This is a genomic window from Saccharothrix longispora (assembly GCF_030852425.1).
Taxonomy (GTDB): Bacteria; Actinomycetota; Actinomycetes; order Mycobacteriales; family Pseudonocardiaceae; genus Actinosynnema; species Actinosynnema longispora.
The window spans coordinates 1-16,589 of sequence record NZ_NSDM01000002.1; the positions used below are offsets into that span (position 1 = coordinate 1).

18 protein-coding genes and 3 pseudogenes are annotated in these 16,589 nt (G+C 70.4%); 13 read left to right on the top strand and 8 right to left on the bottom strand.

Annotated elements, in window-relative coordinates; genetic code table 11:
• Entirely contained in the window at window positions 1-606 is a 606-nt protein-coding gene (locus CKY47_RS05600; protein ID WP_306744561.1) for a transposase, read from the bottom strand.
• A gap of 287 nt (window positions 607-893) precedes the next feature.
• Here CKY47_RS05600 and CKY47_RS05605 point away from each other — a divergent pair, with 287 nt between their 5' ends.
• Genes CKY47_RS05605 through CKY47_RS05620 form a run of 4 tightly spaced genes read left to right on the top strand, consistent with a single transcriptional unit; the run spans window position 894 to window position 3,562 of the window.
• The gene (locus tag CKY47_RS05605) at window positions 894-1,661 is read left to right on the top strand and encodes a hypothetical protein (protein ID WP_306744562.1); all 768 of its coding nucleotides are present in this window, start codon (window positions 894-896) and stop codon (window positions 1,659-1,661) included.
• Window positions 1,662-1,709: 48 nt separating this feature from the next.
• Window positions 1,710-1,910 carry a hypothetical protein gene (locus CKY47_RS05610; protein WP_306744563.1) on the top strand — a complete coding sequence of 67 codons (201 nt, stop codon included), beginning with the start codon at window positions 1,710-1,712 and terminating at the stop codon, window positions 1,908-1,910.
• Window positions 1,911-1,962: 52 nt separating this feature from the next.
• On the top strand, window positions 1,963-2,613 hold the full coding sequence (locus CKY47_RS05615) for a transposase (protein ID WP_306744564.1): 651 nt from the start codon (window positions 1,963-1,965) through the stop codon (window positions 2,611-2,613).
• Window positions 2,614-2,623: 10 nt separating this feature from the next.
• Window positions 2,624-3,562, top strand: coding sequence for an aminoglycoside phosphotransferase family protein (locus CKY47_RS05620; protein ID WP_306744565.1), 939 nt, complete (start codon window positions 2,624-2,626; stop codon window positions 3,560-3,562).
• A gap of 190 nt (window positions 3,563-3,752) precedes the next feature.
• Here the strand turns inward: CKY47_RS05620 and CKY47_RS05625 are convergent, their stop codons facing one another.
• Window positions 3,753-4,400 (bottom strand): TetR/AcrR family transcriptional regulator, encoded by a 648-nt coding sequence (locus CKY47_RS05625; RefSeq protein WP_306744566.1) that lies wholly within the window; start codon window positions 4,398-4,400, stop codon window positions 3,753-3,755.
• Between the two features lie 87 nt (window positions 4,401-4,487).
• Here CKY47_RS05625 and CKY47_RS05630 point away from each other — a divergent pair, with 87 nt between their 5' ends.
• Together CKY47_RS05630 and CKY47_RS05635 are read left to right on the top strand one after the other, a co-directional pair.
• The gene (locus CKY47_RS05630; protein ID WP_306744567.1) at window positions 4,488-5,336 is read left to right on the top strand and encodes an SDR family NAD(P)-dependent oxidoreductase; all 849 of its coding nucleotides are present in this window, start codon (window positions 4,488-4,490) and stop codon (window positions 5,334-5,336) included.
• An 89-nt stretch (window positions 5,337-5,425) separates the two neighbouring features.
• Window positions 5,426-5,695, top strand: coding sequence for a hypothetical protein (locus tag CKY47_RS05635; protein WP_306744568.1), 270 nt, complete (start codon window positions 5,426-5,428; stop codon window positions 5,693-5,695).
• Window positions 5,696-5,749: 54 nt separating this feature from the next.
• Here CKY47_RS05635 and CKY47_RS05640 read toward each other — a convergent pair whose 3' ends face one another.
• Window positions 5,750-6,607 carry a phosphotransferase family protein gene (locus tag CKY47_RS05640; RefSeq protein WP_306744569.1) on the bottom strand — a complete coding sequence of 286 codons (858 nt, stop codon included), beginning with the start codon at window positions 6,605-6,607 and terminating at the stop codon, window positions 5,750-5,752.
• Window positions 6,608-6,882: 275 nt separating this feature from the next.
• Here CKY47_RS05640 and CKY47_RS05645 point away from each other — a divergent pair, with 275 nt between their 5' ends.
• Window positions 6,883-7,449 carry a ribonuclease FAU-1 family protein gene (locus CKY47_RS05645; RefSeq protein ID WP_306744570.1) on the top strand — a complete coding sequence of 189 codons (567 nt, stop codon included), beginning with the start codon at window positions 6,883-6,885 and terminating at the stop codon, window positions 7,447-7,449.
• Between the two features lie 271 nt (window positions 7,450-7,720).
• On the opposite strand, the gene CKY47_RS05650 is transcribed toward CKY47_RS05645, so the two are convergent.
• From CKY47_RS05650 to CKY47_RS05660, 3 genes are all read right to left on the bottom strand, one after another.
• Window positions 7,721-8,194: a hypothetical protein gene (locus CKY47_RS05650; protein ID WP_306744571.1), complete on the bottom strand. Its 474-nt coding sequence runs from the start codon at window positions 8,192-8,194 to the stop codon at window positions 7,721-7,723.
• A 202-nt stretch (window positions 8,195-8,396) separates the two neighbouring features.
• Entirely contained in the window at window positions 8,397-9,641 is a 1,245-nt protein-coding gene (locus tag CKY47_RS05655) for a PQQ-dependent sugar dehydrogenase (RefSeq protein ID WP_306744572.1), read from the bottom strand.
• A gap of 708 nt (window positions 9,642-10,349) precedes the next feature.
• Window positions 10,350-10,691, bottom strand: a complete 342-nt coding sequence (locus CKY47_RS05660) for an ATP-binding protein (RefSeq protein WP_306744573.1) — start codon at window positions 10,689-10,691, stop codon at window positions 10,350-10,352.
• A 316-nt stretch (window positions 10,692-11,007) separates the two neighbouring features.
• Here CKY47_RS05660 and CKY47_RS05665 point away from each other — a divergent pair.
• The 3 genes and pseudogenes from CKY47_RS05665 to CKY47_RS05675 all read left to right on the top strand — a co-directional run.
• Window positions 11,008-11,676 (top strand): annotated as a pseudogene (locus tag CKY47_RS05665) (transposase family protein); the annotation flags it as partial.
• Between the two features lie 166 nt (window positions 11,677-11,842).
• On the top strand, window positions 11,843-12,409 hold the full coding sequence (locus CKY47_RS05670; protein WP_306744574.1) for a hypothetical protein: 567 nt from the start codon (window positions 11,843-11,845) through the stop codon (window positions 12,407-12,409).
• A 300-nt stretch (window positions 12,410-12,709) separates the two neighbouring features.
• Complete coding sequence (locus tag CKY47_RS05675; RefSeq protein ID WP_306744996.1) at window positions 12,710-13,435, top strand: transposase family protein; 726 nt, start codon at window positions 12,710-12,712, stop codon at window positions 13,433-13,435.
• A 388-nt stretch (window positions 13,436-13,823) separates the two neighbouring features.
• On the opposite strand, the pseudogene CKY47_RS05680 reads toward CKY47_RS05675, so the two are convergent.
• Window positions 13,824-14,128 (bottom strand): annotated as a pseudogene (locus CKY47_RS05680) (transposase); the annotation flags it as partial.
• A 72-nt stretch (window positions 14,129-14,200) separates the two neighbouring features.
• Entirely contained in the window at window positions 14,201-14,722 is a 522-nt protein-coding gene (locus CKY47_RS05685; protein ID WP_306744575.1) for an RICIN domain-containing protein, read from the bottom strand.
• Window positions 14,723-15,307: 585 nt separating this feature from the next.
• Here CKY47_RS05685 and CKY47_RS36825 point away from each other — a divergent pair.
• The 3 genes and pseudogenes from CKY47_RS36825 to CKY47_RS37200 form a co-directional block, all read left to right on the top strand.
• Window positions 15,308-15,850 (top strand): transposase, encoded by a 543-nt coding sequence (locus tag CKY47_RS36825; RefSeq protein WP_371320620.1) that lies wholly within the window; start codon window positions 15,308-15,310, stop codon window positions 15,848-15,850.
• Window positions 15,754-15,963 carry an IS3 family transposase gene (locus CKY47_RS36830; RefSeq protein ID WP_371320625.1) on the top strand — a complete coding sequence of 70 codons (210 nt, stop codon included), beginning with the start codon at window positions 15,754-15,756 and terminating at the stop codon, window positions 15,961-15,963. Before CKY47_RS36825 ends, CKY47_RS36830 begins: the two co-directional genes overlap by 97 nt.
• Before the next feature lie 8 nt (window positions 15,964-15,971).
• A pseudogene (locus CKY47_RS37200) lies at window positions 15,972-16,109 on the top strand (DDE-type integrase/transposase/recombinase); the annotation flags it as partial.
• Window positions 16,110-16,589 lie beyond the last annotated feature (480 nt).

Here is a 16,589-nt window from a genome sequence, read left to right on the forward strand (position 1 = left end):
TCACCAGCGCGTCTCGCCCGCGAAATACCGGGCCGCCTTGCGCAGGATGTCGCGCTCCTCCTCGAGCTCGCGAATCCGCTTGCGCGGCGCGGCGTTCTCGTCCTCCGGTGAACCCGACGGCGGCGCGGCCGCGGGAGCGGCGGCGGTGTGGGTTCCGGTGCGTCGGCCGTCGTCGAGCCGGATCCAGTTGCGCAGCGTCTCGTGGTTGACCCCGAGGTCGTCGGCCACCGACTTGATCGTCGCGCCGGGTCGGGACCGGTAGAGCGCGACCGCCTCGGCCCGGAACTCCGGCGGGTAGTGCTTCATCACCATCTGAACGGGACTCCTGTCCACCCGGATCGTCAGGATCCAAGTGTGTCCGGTGTCCAACATCCAGGGGCAAGTCCCGTAGTCACGAGGCGAGAACTCGTGGGCGGACAGGGATGCGCGGTACAGGTCGGCGGCTCGACGCGGACGGCCGGCTTCCGTGTGGCAGATCGCTGTCTGCATCGCCAGCAACGTGGCGTTGCAGTGGCCGCCGAGCGGTTCATCGGCGACGCTGCTCTCGGCGTCCGCCAACAGGCGGTGGGCCTCGTCCAGTTTACGATCGACCTCGATGTCGTCCACTCCGAGCATCGCGTGGGCACGGGCTTCCTGTTGGGTCACCCGGCGCACAAACCGAGGAAGCCACGACGCCGTCTACCATATCAGGAACGCAGCATTAGGCCCGAACGGAATCGTCTTGCTGGATGGCAAGAGGTTCACCCCTTCGCACGAGCAGGCCATTCGACATTGAAACATTGGCCCGCAATGGAAAAGTATCGACCACCGAAGCTCATTACGTCCGTAACACATTTGGGTGAGCCATCGATCTGCCCGGTATCAGTCTTCCGAGTCGCGGGCAGGGGTCAGTCTTGAAGCAGTCAGACCAGCCGGCCAGGAACGAGGTCGACGGCGATGTCGGCACGTCCATCCAGGCCGGTTCCATCAGCGGTGACGTCCACCTGCACCCGCCTGCCGGGCCGCGGTGGCGCAGGCGCCTGCTGCTCTCCGCTGTCGCGGCGGCGACGGCCATGGGCACCTCTGCCACGGCGCTGGTCGCGCTGACGGTGTCCGACGAGCTCGCGCGGTCCGCGCCGCCCCAGGCCGTCTCCGTCACGACGCCCGCGACGGAGACCACCGGGGCGGCCGCCCACGCGCCGGTCGTGCCGACGGTGGGCGCTGTCCGGCCGATGCCCACTGTTCCGGCGACCCGCGCGTCCGGCAGCGTGATCGTCGTGGCCACGACCACGACGATCACCACCACCACCACGACGGCGTTCGCGCCGTCCGTCGCTCCCCCGCCTGCGGACGCCGTTCGCTTCAGCAGCGAGCTTGAGTTCGGCAGCTTCAACCTCGACCTGTCACCGCCGAAGCGCGTCGACGGCCGCAACGTCTGGACGCTCACCCCCGGCCGCCTGCACGGGGACGAGAACTACTGGTTGGCGGAGTGGTTCGGCGGTGGCGTGCCCGGCCAAGCCGAGTGCGCCGCCGAGATCTCCGCGCGCGGGACGCGGGACGCCGAGAACCTGGCCGCCGGCAGCACGGTGTGCGGGAGCACGCCGGAGGGCAGGATCTTCCGGATCGACGTGCTTGCCGTGGACCGCGTGACCATCACCGGCCAGGTCGTCGTGTGGGGTTAGTGCCATGTGCCCCGAATTGTGTAGTCGACTGGTCGGGCCCCAGAAGGCGTGTCCGATATGGATGTGGTGCGTCGATTGGGTGTGTCACCGCCGATGGTGAACAATGGCGGCGCCGATCCCTCGAGCACCGCTTGGACGGGCTGTCCGACGAGCGCCGTCTCGGCGCGCCGCGCGATCACCGAAGCCCGGGCCGAACAGGGTGTGGTGACCACACGCGAACAGGTGCCGCCGAACAACGACTCGCATTGATCGACCCGGTCGATGGCGCGGGTCACCGGCATGTCCCAGACGGCGTTCTCCCGTGATCCGGCGCGCCTTCGAACTCAAGCCGCACCTGGTGCAGACCGGGAAGCTGTCCGCCGATCCGCTGTTCATCGGTAAGGTCCGCGATGTCGTCGGCCTCTACCTCAACCCGCTCGCCAAGGCTCGTGTCCTGTGTGTGGACGAGAAGTCCGGGATGCAGGCGTTGGACCGCACCGCCGCGACGCTGTCGGTCATGCCCACCACTGCGGCCGGTCGCAGGCACGACTACGTCCGGCACGGCACCACCGTCGCCGCCCTCGACGTCGCCACCGGCAAGGTCATCGGCCAACACCGACGCCGCCACCGGGAGTTCCTGCGGTTCCTCAAGACCATCGATGCCAACACCCCACCGGAGTCGGGCCCGCACCTGGTCTGCGGCAACCACGCCACCCAAACCCGAGATCGAACCTGGCTCGTCCGCCATCCCCGATTCCACCTGCACTTCACCCCGACCGGATCGTCCTGGCTCAAGCTGGTGGAGCGCTGGTCAGCCGAGCTGACCAACCGCGAACTCCGCCGCAGCGCCCACCTGCGGCGCCGCCGAACTCGAAGCAAACGTCGAACCTGGATCGACGCCGGGCACGACGCCCCCCAGCCCATCGTCTGGACCGAGACCGCCGACGAGATCCTCGACGGGGTGAAGTCCTAGAGTGGCATTCATGATCACCGAGGAAGAACGCGCCGCCCGCTCACACCGCGCCCGTGATGCCGCTGTCGCCGCCGCGACGGCCCTGGGCCTGGACGCGTCCGAGGCGAAGGTCGTCTACGACGTCTTCTCGGTGGTGGTGGACCTCGCGCCGTCGCCGGTCGTCGCGCGCGTGCCGGTGGTGACCCCGCGCGGCACCACCTCGGCGGGCTTCCAGCGCACGGAGCTGGCCGTGTCGAGGTGGATGGCGTCGCGCGGCGAGTCGACCGTCGTGCCCAGTGACCTCGTCCCGGCGGAACCCGTCGAGCGCGACGGGTTCGCGATGACCTTCTGGGAGAAGGTCGAGGGCGTGCTGCCCAACGACTACGACGCGGTCAGGCGCATGCCCGCCGTCGCCCGCCTGCACTCGGTCCTGGCCGGGTACCCCGGCGAGACCGGCTTCTTCCCCGGCATCCAGGGCTACGTCGACCTCGCCTTCGACGACCTCGAAGGCCGTGAGGACCTGCTGCCCGCCGCCGACCTGGCCCGCGCCCGCGCCGAGTGGGCCGTCCTCTCGCCCGTCACCGCGTCGCCCGCCGCTTTCGCGCGCGTGTTCCCCGGCGTCCCCGTCCAGGTGGTCCACGGCGACGCACCGTTCTACAACCTGATCGAGACCCCCGACGCCGTGCTGTACTCCGACTACGAGCACGTCGGCGTCGCCCCGGTCGAGTGGGACCTCGCGCACACCGGCGAGGAGGCGATCGCCGCCTACGACGCCGCCGCGGCCGAACTCGGTCTTCGCGCGGTCGACACCGGCGTGCTGCGCGCCATGGAGCGCCTGCGCGACCTCCAGGCGGTCGCCTGCCTGGCCATGGCCCCGCAACTCCCGCTGCTGCTCGACGGCCTGTCCTCGACCCTGGAGACCTGGCGGGCCACCGAACCCTGGCGGAACGGCAAAACTCCCTCGACGTGAACGGACCGGCCGCCTGCACCCCGTGCTGCACGCATCACGCCGGTACGAGACCGCTCGTCGACATGAGCACGTGGTCGTGGGCAGTCGCTCGGCGGCATGGGCGGACGTTCGCCGAATGGGGGATCAGCGCAACGGATGTCACGGCATCGGTCAGGAGGGTCGCCGACCCGAGTGCAGAGGCAGGGCGTTGCTATGTCGTTTCACCCTCGTCCGCGACCATGCGGACGAGGGTGTCGACGAGTTCGTCGGCAGTGGTGCGCCACTTGTCCGGGCCGAGGTGGCCGCTGAGTTCCATGCCCGCGATGCCGTGGGCGCTGCTGAGCAGCAGGGCGCCGTAGTGCGGTGCGTCGCGCTCCCCGACGAGGGTGGCGACGATGGCCAGGAACTCGTCCTGGAAGCGTCCGGCCGCGCGAACGGCCGCGGCCGGGTCGCCCTCCGGTCCGCACAGCCGAAGCCGGACGCGCTCGAGGCCTTCACCACGTTCTCCGGAACGGTCTCCGCGCTGCCTGAACAACACCTGGTAGAGGTGCGGCTGGTCCCGGCCGACGCCGATGAGGGCGCGGAGAGCGCCGCGCAGCTTCTCGGAGGCGGACAGGGCCGGGTCGGTCCGCAGGGCGTGCACCCGGTCGCCGATCCGTTCCCAGCTCTCGGTCGCGACGGCGGTCAACAGGCTGTCCTTGCCCGCGAAGTGCCGGTACGGCGCTCCCCGCGTCACGCCCGCCCGCGCGCCCACCTCGCGCAAGGTGACCGCTTCGGGGCCGCCGAGGTCGAGGAGTTCGGCGGCCGCGTCGAGCAGGGCGCGGCGGGTGGCGGCGGCGGATTCCGCACGGGTGGCCATGACGCCCATCATACAGTTGACGTTGTCATCCGAACTGGTAGCGTCACCAAGGTGACAACGTCATCTGAAAATCGGAAACTGGTCGTCGTGACCGGAGCCTCCACGGGCATGGGCGCGTCAACCGCCCGCGAACTGGCCCGCCGGGGATTCCACGTCCTGGCCGGCGTGCGACGCGACCATGACGCCGACGCCATCCGATCCACCGGCGTCGAGCCGGTCATCCTCGACATCACCGAGCCCGAGCAGGTGGAAGCACTCGTCGCGCGGGTCGCCGGCGACCCGCGCGCGCTGCACGCGCTCGTCAACAACGCCGGCATCCAGGTGAACGCCCCGGTCGAAGCCCTGCCGATGACGCAGTGGCGGTGGGTGTTCGAAGTCAACCTGTTCGGCCACATCGCCATCACCCAGGCGCTCCTGCCCGCGCTGCTGCGCAGCAAGGGGCGCGTGATCAACATCAGCTCGGTCGGCGGCAAGGTCGCCATGGCCACGTACGGCGCGTACGCCGGCGCGAAGTTCGCCCTGGAGGCGGTCAGCGACTCGCTCCGCCGGGAGGTCGCGCCGCTGGGCGTGCAGGTGGTCGTGGTCGAGCCCGGCGGCGTCCGCACGGAGATGGCCACCCGCGGGATCGCGACGGCGAACACCCTGGCCGCCCGGATGACACCGGAGCAGCACGGGCGCTACGGCAGCCTGGTCCAGGCGACCAACACGCTGATGGCCTCGGGCACCGCATCGGGCCTGACCGCCGACGCCGCCGCCCGGGTCATCGCGAAGGCCGTGACGACCCGCAGACCGCGCACCCGCTACACCGTCGGCCGGGATGCCGCCCTGATCACCCGCCTGACCCGGATGCTGTCCGACCGCACGCTCGACCGCGTCCTCGCCGCCAACCTGCGCCGCCACCACCCGGAGGGAGCCGTCCGCGCCCACAGCGGCTGACGAACAACGTGGTGTTCGTCCCGCCCACCGGCGGTCGCCTGGCAGTTCTCCCATCCCGAGGCGCGCGAGCTGCGCTCAAGGTCATCGCGGTGTCGGTCTTCGCGGTGCAGGTCTTCGTGCTCGCCGCCCACGTCACCGTCGAGCCGGTGCGCGCCCTGTCCGGCGCCGAGGACGCGGACCACTCCACGGCCGGGATCGTGCCGGCGGCCGTATCGCTGCCGACCACGCCGTTCCCCGTCGGCCGCGCAACGCCGCGCTGGACACGAGTCCGGCCCGTGCCGGCGCCGACTCCGAGCAAACCCCGCTGTGCACCTCGTGGGATGAGCGCGGCACATCTCAGCATGCGTGCCGCAATCTGACTCGTACCGGTCAAACGCCGCACACGACTGCTCGCGGCATGTGGGTGCGTTTCGCTACCCGGTGACGAGAGCACCGAGTGCGGGCCACGGCGGACCCTCGCGGAGCGAGGACAGGATGTTTCGGCCGTGCCGACGCCCGTCCGGGAATTCGTCGCGGATGTCCCAACGCCAGGCGGCGACCAGCGCGAGCACGAGCCGCCGACATTCCGCGAGCAGGACGTGATCGACGCCGGGATAACGCGCGCCGACCTCCTCGGGCACGTGGGCCACGTCGAACTCGACGGGTCCGCGGCAGCACGTCTCGAAGTCGATGAACAGCAGGCCGTCACGGGTGCTGAGGAGGTTGCCGGGATGCGGTTCGCCGTGCAGCAGCTGCTCGGTGGCACCGCGGCGGCGGATGCGTTCACGAGCGCTCCGCAGCGTGCCGATGAGGAGGTGCCGGTCGGTCTCGGTGAGCGCGGGGGTGTCATCCCGGTGCGTGACCAGCCGTTCAGCCTCTGCGACCCGGTCCAGGAAGTGCGGGGTCGCGATCTCGACGCTTCGCATGCCGGCGTGCAGGCGTTGGAGCGCGTCCGCGTATGCGCCCGGGAAGTCCGGGTCGGGAGTCACGACGTCGTAGTAGGTCCACAAGGTCACGGCGAAGCCGTCGCGTTCGTAGACCCGCGGCTCGACCCGGGGCTCCAGCGCTGCGACGGGGCTCGCGGTCGCGGCGAGTCGCCCGGCGAGTTCGACCTCGAGCGCGGCCACCTCCCGCCCCACCAGCGCCACTCGGGCGAAGACGCCGCACGGCAACAGGCGCAGGGCGAGCATGTTCGAATTGTGGATCACGACCGTATCGTCGGCCCGCAGGTGCAGCTCTGCGGCCAGTGCCGTCGCCGCGGCCACCGCACGCGAAACGATCCCCGCCTCCACGACCTGGATCCTCGCACGTGCCCGCTCGTCGGCGTGAGCGCGCGTCGGCCGCTCGCGGCGCGCTGCCGGCAACGTCACCTTGACGAGCTACGCACTGGCACGATGGGTCGCCGGGCTTGGACAGGGCTGGGCGGTGTCCGCTTCTCGTGGGAAGCGACGTTCCGGACGCACGACTCGCGGCAGGCGTGCGTTCGTCGGCGACGGGATTGCCCGCCACCACGTGTACGGACAGGGAAGCGTCTGCGTCCTGCCGCCGTGTCGGGTACGAATGGTTGGTGGAACGAGTCGAGGTCTGGCGAGGCGCTCACGGCGACCCGGTCCCGTTGTTCGGGCCCTTGCCCGGTGTCCGCCTCGGTGACACGCTCGCCTACGAGTTCCGGCTGCCGGACAGCTTCGAGCCGTGGCCGGGGGGCACGCTGCTGGAACGCGTGTTCGTGCTGCTGGACCTCGGTGTCAGCATGTCGGTTCCGGCCTGGCGGTCCCATCGCGGGACCGACCGGGACCGGAGCGGGCCGACCACCTGGTACGTGGACCTCGTGCACGTCTCGACCGCCGGGGACTCGATCACGGTCCGGGACCTCTACGCCGACGTCCTGGTTCCCACCGACGGCCGCCACCAGCGACTGCTCGACCTCGACGAGTTCGCCGGCGCGATCGAGGCGGGGCAGCTCGACGTCGCCACTGCCGTCGACGGCCTGCGGCGTTGGCAACGCTTCCTCGACCTGCACCTGCACGCCGACCGCGATCCCCCCGGGACGTGGACCGACTTCCCGCCCCGGCGACTGCACGCCCTGGCCGCGGTCCCCGCCCCGCTCGGGCCGATTGTCACCGCACCAGGCTGACCACCACCGTCGGCCCGATGACGGCGAGGAACGACCGATGACGGCCGGCGGAACGGGCACGCCCGGCATGGGGTGACCGGACGCGCCGGGTGCTGGTCGGCGGCGTCCGCGGTGCTGGACCGGCACTCACCCTGTACGTACTCCGCCGGCACGCCGTCCGTCGACCCGGCGGATCGAGGGAGCACACGCAGACCGGGAAGGACCTTCTCACCCGGCAGCGGGATGTCCGCTCGTCGGCAGCAGCGGGTGTCGACCGCGAGGCCGATGTCGGTCAGCGGGGAACGTACCGGCCGAAGAGCAGGTACTCGACGGTCACCGGGCGCAACGCCAGCAACAGGCTCGCTCCCGCCGCGGCGGCGACCACGATCGGAACGGCGATGAAGACCGCGGCCGCGGCCGGCGATTCGCCGGTGGCGGACGCCACCGCGCTCAGGGCGTGGAGCAGGTAGCCCGCGCAGACCGCCAACTCCAGTGCGGCACCGGCGATCAACGCGCGTCGCCCGGCGCCGATCGCGAGCCGCACCCCGCCCGCGAGCAGCAGCACCGCCGCCACGACCTGGGCGACGACCACCGACCACGCGACGAGCGCGAACCACCCCGTTCCGGACGGCTCGACCAGGACCACGCCGGCGAGCACAGCGCCGGCGAGCGTTCCGAGCCCGACCAGCACGCCCAGGATCGCGGCCCAGGTCACCGTCCCCGGCCGCTGCCCCGCCTCGTCCAGCAACGCGTCCAGCCCGGCCATGGCGCTCCTCCGACTCGACCCCCCGTCCTGCGTATCGTCGGGATCTCCCCGACCGTTGCCCCGGGGCGACGAGGGCGTGCCTCGGAGACCGATCAACGGCGCGAGCGGGGGTCGGGAGACCCGCGTCTGTGCGTCAAGGCCGGGGACGGCCGTCCGGCCCTGGCCGTTCCCGGAGGTGTCACGGAACGAGTAGCCCAAGGTGTCAGCGGTTCGCCACCCCACTGCCGGCGCGGGCCGGCTGGACCAGCTCGAACCGCACGCGGTTGAGCCATCCCGGGAGGTCGCTGAGCACGTACAGCTCGCCGTGCACGTCGGTGCCGATCGCGGTCGGCTGGGTGGGGAGGTGTCCGATCACGGCGGACTCGTAGCCGCCGTCGAACCGGGGGCGCACGGCGAACACGCGAGTCGAGCAGTAGTCGCTCGCGACGTAGGTCCCCCGCGCCTGCGGGGTCCGGGACCCCCGGTACACCACGCCGCCGGTCACCGAGCAGTTGTCGTTGTAGTGGTCGTACTCGAAGACCGGGTCGGTGTACCGCCCGCCCGAGCGGCACTGCTGCGGGTCGAACACCGGGGTGCCCTCCCGGCAGGACCAGCCGAGGTTCGCCCCGCCCTGCCACGGGCGGATGTGGTTGACCTCCTCGACCAGGCCCTGGCCGACGTCCCCGATCCACAGCGAGCCGTCGACCGGGTCGACGGAGAACTTCCACGGGTTGCGCAGCCCGTAGAGCCAGATCTCCGGCCGCGCGCCCGGCACGCGGACGAACGGGTTGCCGGAGGGCACGCAGTAGGGCTTCGGCCCGCAGGTGCGGTTGACGTCGATGCGCACGATCTTGCCGAGCAGGGTGCCGAGGTCCTGGCCGGCCTTGAACGGGTCGTGGGTGTGGCCGCCGTCGCCGAGGGACCAGTAGAGGTAGCCGTCGCGGCCGAACGCCACCTGTCCGCCGTTGTGGTTGCCGTACTCGGCGTGCTCCTGGGTGAGCAGCACCCGCGCCCGGTCAGGAGCACCGAGGGGCACCCGCGCCAGGGTCAGCGCGCCGGCCGGCAGGCTCGTGTAGGCCACGTAGAGGGTCCCGGTCCGGGCGAAGTCCGGCGCGGGTGTGATGCCGAGCAGGCCGCGCTCGTTGTCGGAGGCGTCGATCCGGTCGGTCAGGTCGAGCACCGGCTCGGCGGCCAGGCCGGTGTCGGGGTGGTAGGCGCGGACGGTGCCCTCCTTCTCCGCGATCAGCATCCGGCCGTCCGGCAGCCCGGTGATCGCGATCGGACGCCGCAGACCGGATGCCACCTGCTCGGACACCACGGTCAACTCGGTGAGCGGCACCGTGCCGGTGCGGGACGTGCCGGCCGCGGCGGCGTCGTTCACCGACACCGAGGGCAGCAGGAACGCGGACAGGGCTAAAACGAGCAGGCCGGCCGGGACCGCGGCCGGGCGACAACGCCGTCGCAACATGGTTCGGCTCCTCGAGCGAGGTGGAAGACACATTCCGGGAGCGCTCCCGAACGTAGCGCGACTTCCCGACGACATCCAGCCGCCGTCCCACCCTCTCCCCCGGTCGACGAAGCCCGACTCCGGTGTCGTGCAGGATGGTGACGCAGGTGCGCCGCAGCAGGTGTGCGGGTGCGGCGGCCGAGCGGCGGTGGTCTCGGCGAGGCGGTGCGGGCGGCACGCCCGTCCGTCCGACCAGCGCACGACTGCCAACCAGCCGCGCGCCCGTCAGCTCGTCGAGCCTTCGCGATCACACCCGTCTCGTCCGTCCGCCGTCGAAGGCTCGGTCCCACCGACGTCCCCCGGCGAGTGCAGGTGGACTCCCTGGGGATCACTCCGGCCGTCACCAGGCGATCGCTCCCAGCGACCCGTCCAACGCCGTGACCAGCGGCTGCCACCTCTTCCGGTGTCCGAGGACAGCGGGCGGGACGGAAGCCGGCGCGGCCGGAAGGGGTGGTCGCCGGTGCGCCGATCCTGCGGATCAGCCGTCGCGGACCGGCCGGTGGAACACCTCGGGCAGCACGAGATCACGTCCGGATCAAAGCGCCGTCGTCATCGGGCAGTGCGACGTCGGCGAGGTGTGGTCAGGCCGGTATGCGCAGGCGGGCCCAGACGACCTTGGCGTTGTCGGTGGGACGCACGCCCGGGTCGCTGCTGAGTGCTCGACCACCTTCATGCCGTTGCCGCGGTTGGGGCCTGCCGTCGAGGCGCCGACCGCGGGGCACGATCGGTGGAGGCGTCCCGGACCTCGATGAGGAGTTCACGTCGGGTGTGACAGCGCACGCTGAGGTGGTGGGGTTTGTCGGCGTGGTCGCAGGCATTGTCGACGAGTACGTGGCGGACGGGTTGCGCGTCCCGGACGAAGTCCTCGCCGAACCCTCGCAGCAGGCTGCCGACCTGGGCGCGCATCACGGCCAGGCTCTCGCACTGCACCGACGTGTCCAGCAACAGACCGTCGTCCTCGTCGATGTCTTCCCCTTCGGGTGTTTTCTCCGGCTCGAAGCGGGAAGTCATGGGTGCGAACCTCTTTCCGGGCGGTGGCGCGGTCACCGTGGAGTGACGGTTCAACCGGGGGTCACCCCTGCGGTCGCCGTACGTACGCCTCGTGGGCGGGGATGAGTCGATCGCCGGCGGCGAGACCTCGTGCCGCTCAGGTCGTCGACAGCACCGGCACTGCGTCCGTCGTCACCACTTCGGTCACGCGAACGTGCGCGATGTCGGCGACAAAGACCGGACACGGCTGGTTGCCGAGGGCTCGGACACCGACCGCCTGGACCGGACGATCGATGCAAGCCCACCACGGCCGATCACCACGGGTAACCCGTCCGGCAGGTGGCGCAGGGTCGATCCCGGACGCCAGGCCCTGCCCATACCGGCACACCTGCGCTGCGGCGACACCTACATCCGCCTCGCCGCCGGATTCGGCATCGGCCTGGCCACCGTCTACCGCTACATCCACGAAGCCGTCCAACTCCCGGCCGCACGGGCACCGGACCCGGCCGACGCGACGCGCATCGTCGCGCGCAAGGCCCACATCACCTTCGACGGCACCCTGCCGCCCATCGACCGCATCGCGGCCGACCGGCCGTACCACTCGGGAAAGCACAAGCGACACGGCATGAACGTCCAAGTCCTCGCCGACCCAGCCGGTCGACTGCTGCAGACCTCGCCCGCGCCACCCGGCTCGACCCACGACCTGACCGCAGCACGCGGCCACGGCATCGTCGACGCCCTCACCACAGCGGACATCCCATGCTGAGCTGACAAGGCCTACCGGAGAGCGGGCGGCTCGGTCCGCGTGCCCTACCGCGGCAAGTGGCACAACCCCTCACCCGGCCAGCAGGCGGTCAACCGCTCACACGCCCGTATCCGCGCCCTCGGCGAACGAGCCGTCTCGATCCGCAGGACCGGGCGGCTGCTGCGCAGACTCCGCTGCTCCACCACCAGCATCGCCAACCTGACCAGAGCCGGCCTCACGCTCCACCTCAACGCTGGATGAGGGTGAAAGGCTCAGTGGTACCCGGCAGTGCGGACCGCTGCAACGAAATCTGCGGTTCCGCACCCGTGGACGCATACGGAAAGTGTCATCGCATTTCGCCCGTTCGGCACGCCACCGGGTGATTACAGTGTGAATCCGGTTGAGTCATGGAAGTGGGGGTGCTCCGATGAGGGCGGCGAAGCTCGAAAAGCTGGTGTCGGCGGCGCGGCGGTCCTTCGCGGGCGTCGTCGTCGCCATGTCGGTGGCGTTCGGAGTGGTGACCGCAGCACCCGCGGCCCAAGCCGTGGACGTCGAGTTGCTGTCGTGCGCGGGCAACGGCGCCAACACCTACCAGCCGGGAGTCACCGCGCAGCCCAGGGTCGTCTCCATCACCTCCAGCGCGGACTACGGCTCGTGCGTCTCGAGCGGATCGCCCACGATCACCTCCGGCGGGTACGCGATCACCGCGAACGGCCTGGTGTCGTGCCTGGGTGGCGGCGTCTCCATCACGGTGACCATCACCTGGAACACCGGTGAGACCACCACCGTGGCCGCGGTGGGGCTGGTCGTGCTGCGCCCCGCCAACGAGGTCGTCGTGGTCTACCAGGGCACCGTGACCGCGGGCCGGTTCACCGGAGCCGCCGTCGTGATGACCGCGGCGCTGTTCAACACCACACCGGCGCAGTGCCTCACCCCCGAAGGCGTCACCGGCACCAGCGGCCCCGCCAACATCACCATCACCCAGCTCGCCTGACCCGACCGCCCTGCCGAGGAGTACTTGCAGTCCATGTGCGACGCCTCGGGGGTCGTCACAAGAACATGTCACCCGCCGCATCCGAAGGTGAACACGTCGGGCTCGCAAGGATCACGGAGCCGGATTCGCCCCCCATCTTCCGAAGAACAGGAGCGTTGCCCAGGAGGTTGATCTCGGGGTGACAGCGCAACTACCCCGTCTGGGCAGGGTCGGTTTCCTTCCACAGAAACGATCCACCACGAGGCGGGGCTGTTGCGCTACCAGTCTACGATCGGGCTCGACCACGACCAGATCCAGGAGTTGGTCGCCCGGATCCATCCGGTCCTGGGTCCCCCGGACCGGCCGGTGGGACGACCCCCGGCGCTAAGCCTGTACCGATCCGTGCTGCTCACGCTCGTGCTGATGCGCCAGAATCCGGCACAGACCGTCGCCGCGGACTGGTTCGGCGTCTCCCAGCCCACCGTCTCCCGCATCGTCCGACGCATCGCCCCGCTGATCGGCCAGGTCACCTGCCTCCACACCCCGCCGCTGCCCGACGCACTCGCGGGCCGGGTCGTACTCGTCGACGGCGCCCTGGTCCCCACCGACGACCACGCCTCCCACCGCAAGGCCAACCACAACACCAAACACCGCCAAGCCGGTGTGACGGTGCAGGTCCCGGCAGCCCTCGACGGCACCCTGCCCGCCGTCACCGGCCCGGTCGAGGGCCGCACCCACGACAGCAACGCCTACACCCTCACCGGCCTCGACGTGCTGTTATGCGACACCCAGGTCGTCGGCGACCTCGGCTACCAGGGCACCCCCGCCATCCGACCCCGCCGCAAACGCCCCGGCCACACACGGCACACACCCGCCGACAAGACCTGGAACACCAGCATCAGCCGCATCAGATGGGCCGTCGAACACGCCATCGCCCACCCCAAGGACCGGAAGATCCTCGCCACCGGCTACCGACCCCGCCTGACCGAACTCCCCACCCTCATCCGCATCGTCACCAGCCTGGAGTACTACCGCCAAGGTTGGTGACCTTCTGAATAGCGCTCCAGTTCACCCCCTTACGGGCAGGGGCTGTCAAACACGGGCGGCTCTGGCGCACTTCCGGTGGTGACGGTGAGCAGCCGGTCGGTTGTGATCTTGCGATGGGTGCCGATCCCTTTGTGGGGACGGCATGTCCGGACTGCCGGTTCCGGTCGTCGGGTGCGTGGCAGAGAGCGGTGTTTGTGGTCCGCATCCGGGTTGTGGCCGTGCCGTCCGGCGCCCGGGGCTGCGATGACGAAGGCGTCGACAGCCCGAAACACCTTCCCGGCGAGGGCATCGATCTCCACCGCAAGGCCACGACCGCGACCGGCTACTCGCCGTCACCACCGAAAGTGCGCCAGAGCCACACGAGCGGTGTAATTCGGGTTGAAGAGGGCTACTTGCGTCCGGCGGCCAGGCGGCCGTCGAAGGCGATCTCGAAGGTGTTCAGCGCCGGCTTCCAGCGCATCATCCAGCGTTTGCGTCCGGTCCCGGTCGGGTCGAGACTCATGATCGCGAGTTGGACGCGCTTGAGCGCGGCCTGCTCGTCGGGGAGTGGCCCCGGGCCTTGACCGCGCGGCGGATACGGGCGTCGACGCTTTCGAGGGCGTTGGTCGAGCAGATCACCCGCCGGATCTCCACGTCGAAGGCCAGGAACGGCACGAACTCGGCCCAGGCGTTGTTCCAGAGCCGCACGATCGCCGGATGGAACTCGTGCGCCGCACCATCACCACCTCCACCGGCCGGCCACGACTACGGGGACCGGCCGAATACCTAGCGAAGCGGCCGCAGGAGCTGATCGGGGGAGCGCATCGCTTCCAGGTAGACGTTCCACTGCTGGTTCGCCCTGCCGGCATCACAGGGCTCCAACGCCAACGGATCGTCCAGTCCCGCGTGCGTCACGCACGAGCCGCTGTCCGCGACGCTGGAGAGCAGGGCCGGGAACATGTCCGGCTCGCCGACCGGACTCCAGTCCCACAGCTGGTCCTCCGCGCCGGTGCGACACGGCGTTTGCCGCACCGCCGTGCCGTCAGCGGTCAGGCACTGGCCGCTCGCCTGGTTTCGGAACGTTCCCACCTCGGCGTTCCAGTACCAGTACTGGTGCGGGTCGTGGTCGTTCTCGAACTCCCTCAGGAAGACCGGCATCCCGGGAACGGGACCTGCTTCCCAGACAGCTGTCTGGATGTCGACGCCGCCCACGAAGACCAGGTACTCGTCCTGGCCCGCAACCGCGGGTGACGAGCCGAACAGAACAGCGGCTGCTGTGAGAACCGCCGCCCAGGTGCGGTGGAACATGTGTTGCCTGCCCTTCTCGATCGACGATCCCCGGCGGATTCGGACCGCGGAACCGGTTCGCCGCCATTGCCGCTTCCGAGTATGTGCACAAGTTCCCGGAGGACGGGGTCCGGTCCCTCGGCCGTGTTCTCGAACCACCTGCTCGGGACCGACGACTCCGCTTACCGTCGGGTGTGGTGACACGTGGTCACCACGGCTACCTGCCGCCTCCGCAGTCGCCGGATCGTAGGCCGATCCGACTACCGCCGAACCGCTCCACCACCACGGTGTCCCGACGAGCAGGCCCGGTCTGGTTCGAGCAGCTCCGCTTCCCGGTCACCAGACGACTGGCGCCATCGCGGATCGTGCCGGCCTCACCGGTGCTCTCGCGGCAGTCCGGCAAGGTGCCCAGCGCACCGGGTACTGCGTGTCGGCCCGGTCCGGCCCTGGGCACCGACTCGTCCGGAGCGACACGGCGACCTCGTGTTGCACCGGCAACGTAACGTCCTCGGCTGCTGGCGAGTGGCCGAGCAGAACCGGCCAACGGATGAACTGAGGTTGTCCCCTTGAGCCGGACACCCTGATCCAGACGGCGGTCCGGGAAGGATGTCCTCCGTGTCAGGCAAGTCGAAGTACCCCGAGCGGTTCCGCGGGGACGCCGTCGCGCCGGCCCGCTCGTCGGACCGGCCGTTGCGGCAGGTAGCCCGCGAGTTGGGCGTGGATCACGAGACCCCGGGGAACCGGGTCCGCACCGCCGACCAGGCCCGGGCCGCTGCGCCGGTGGGCGGCGTGTCGACCGATGAGCGCCAGGAGCTGCGGGAACTGCGCAGGCGGGTGGCGGAGCTGGAGTCGGAGAAGGACATCCTCAGCAAGCCGCCGCGTATTTCGCCAAGGAAATGGGTCGTCGACCCGCTGCCACCGGTTCGTCTCCGGGCATCGCCGTCTTCGGTGTCACCCGGTTGTACGGGGTCCTGGGCGTGCGGTGCCCTGGCTTCTGCGAATGGCACGCCGCGGCTCCGGCCAGGACGGAGCGGGCTGCGGCCGACGAGCGCCTGGCCGCCGAGATCGGCGAGGTGCATGCCGGTCACCGGGGTGCCTACGGGCGTCCGCGGATCGTCGTCGCGCTGCGTCGTCGAGGCCGTCGGGTGAACCACGAGCGGGTCGGGCGGGTCATGCGCGAGCCCGGGATGGTCGGTCCACTCGCAGGCGGCGGAGGTCTTCGACCAGGCCCGATGTCGTCGCTGCGCCGGTTCCGGACCTGATCGGCCGGGACACCACCTACCCGGCCACGCGGGAGGGCTGGCTCTACCTGGCCACGGTGATCGACCTGCACAGCCGCGAGGTCGTCGGGCACGCGATGGCCGACCACATGCGCGCCGAACTGGTCCGACACGCCCTCGACCTCGCCGTCCGACGCGGCCTGACCGGCGATGCGGAATCGTTCTTCGTCACCCCAGGACCGAGCTCGACACCACCGTCCGGGACACCCGCGGCGACGTCTTCTCCTACCTCGGCCACCACAACCACAACCGTCTACATTGGACGCTCGACTACCGCATCCGCACGAGGTCCGAGTCGGCTATCGTCAGGACCCACCCCTCAGGACCCACCCCTCAGGACCCACCCCTCAGGACCCACCCCTCGGGACCCACCCCTCGGGGCGTGAAATCCGGTGTCCGGTCCTCGGGACAACCTCAGTACGCGCAACCGAAGATCCTCGCTTCCCGCGCATGACGCACGTCGCCACCCCGTCGGGCTCGAATTCCGCACTTCTGCGGTGGGCGGCATACCCACGGTGTTGCGCCGCAAGCCGTTTGGTCGATTGAGGACGGACGAGGGGACGGCGAAACTCGGACTCCCCGAACGATTCCGGAGAACGGGGAAAGTC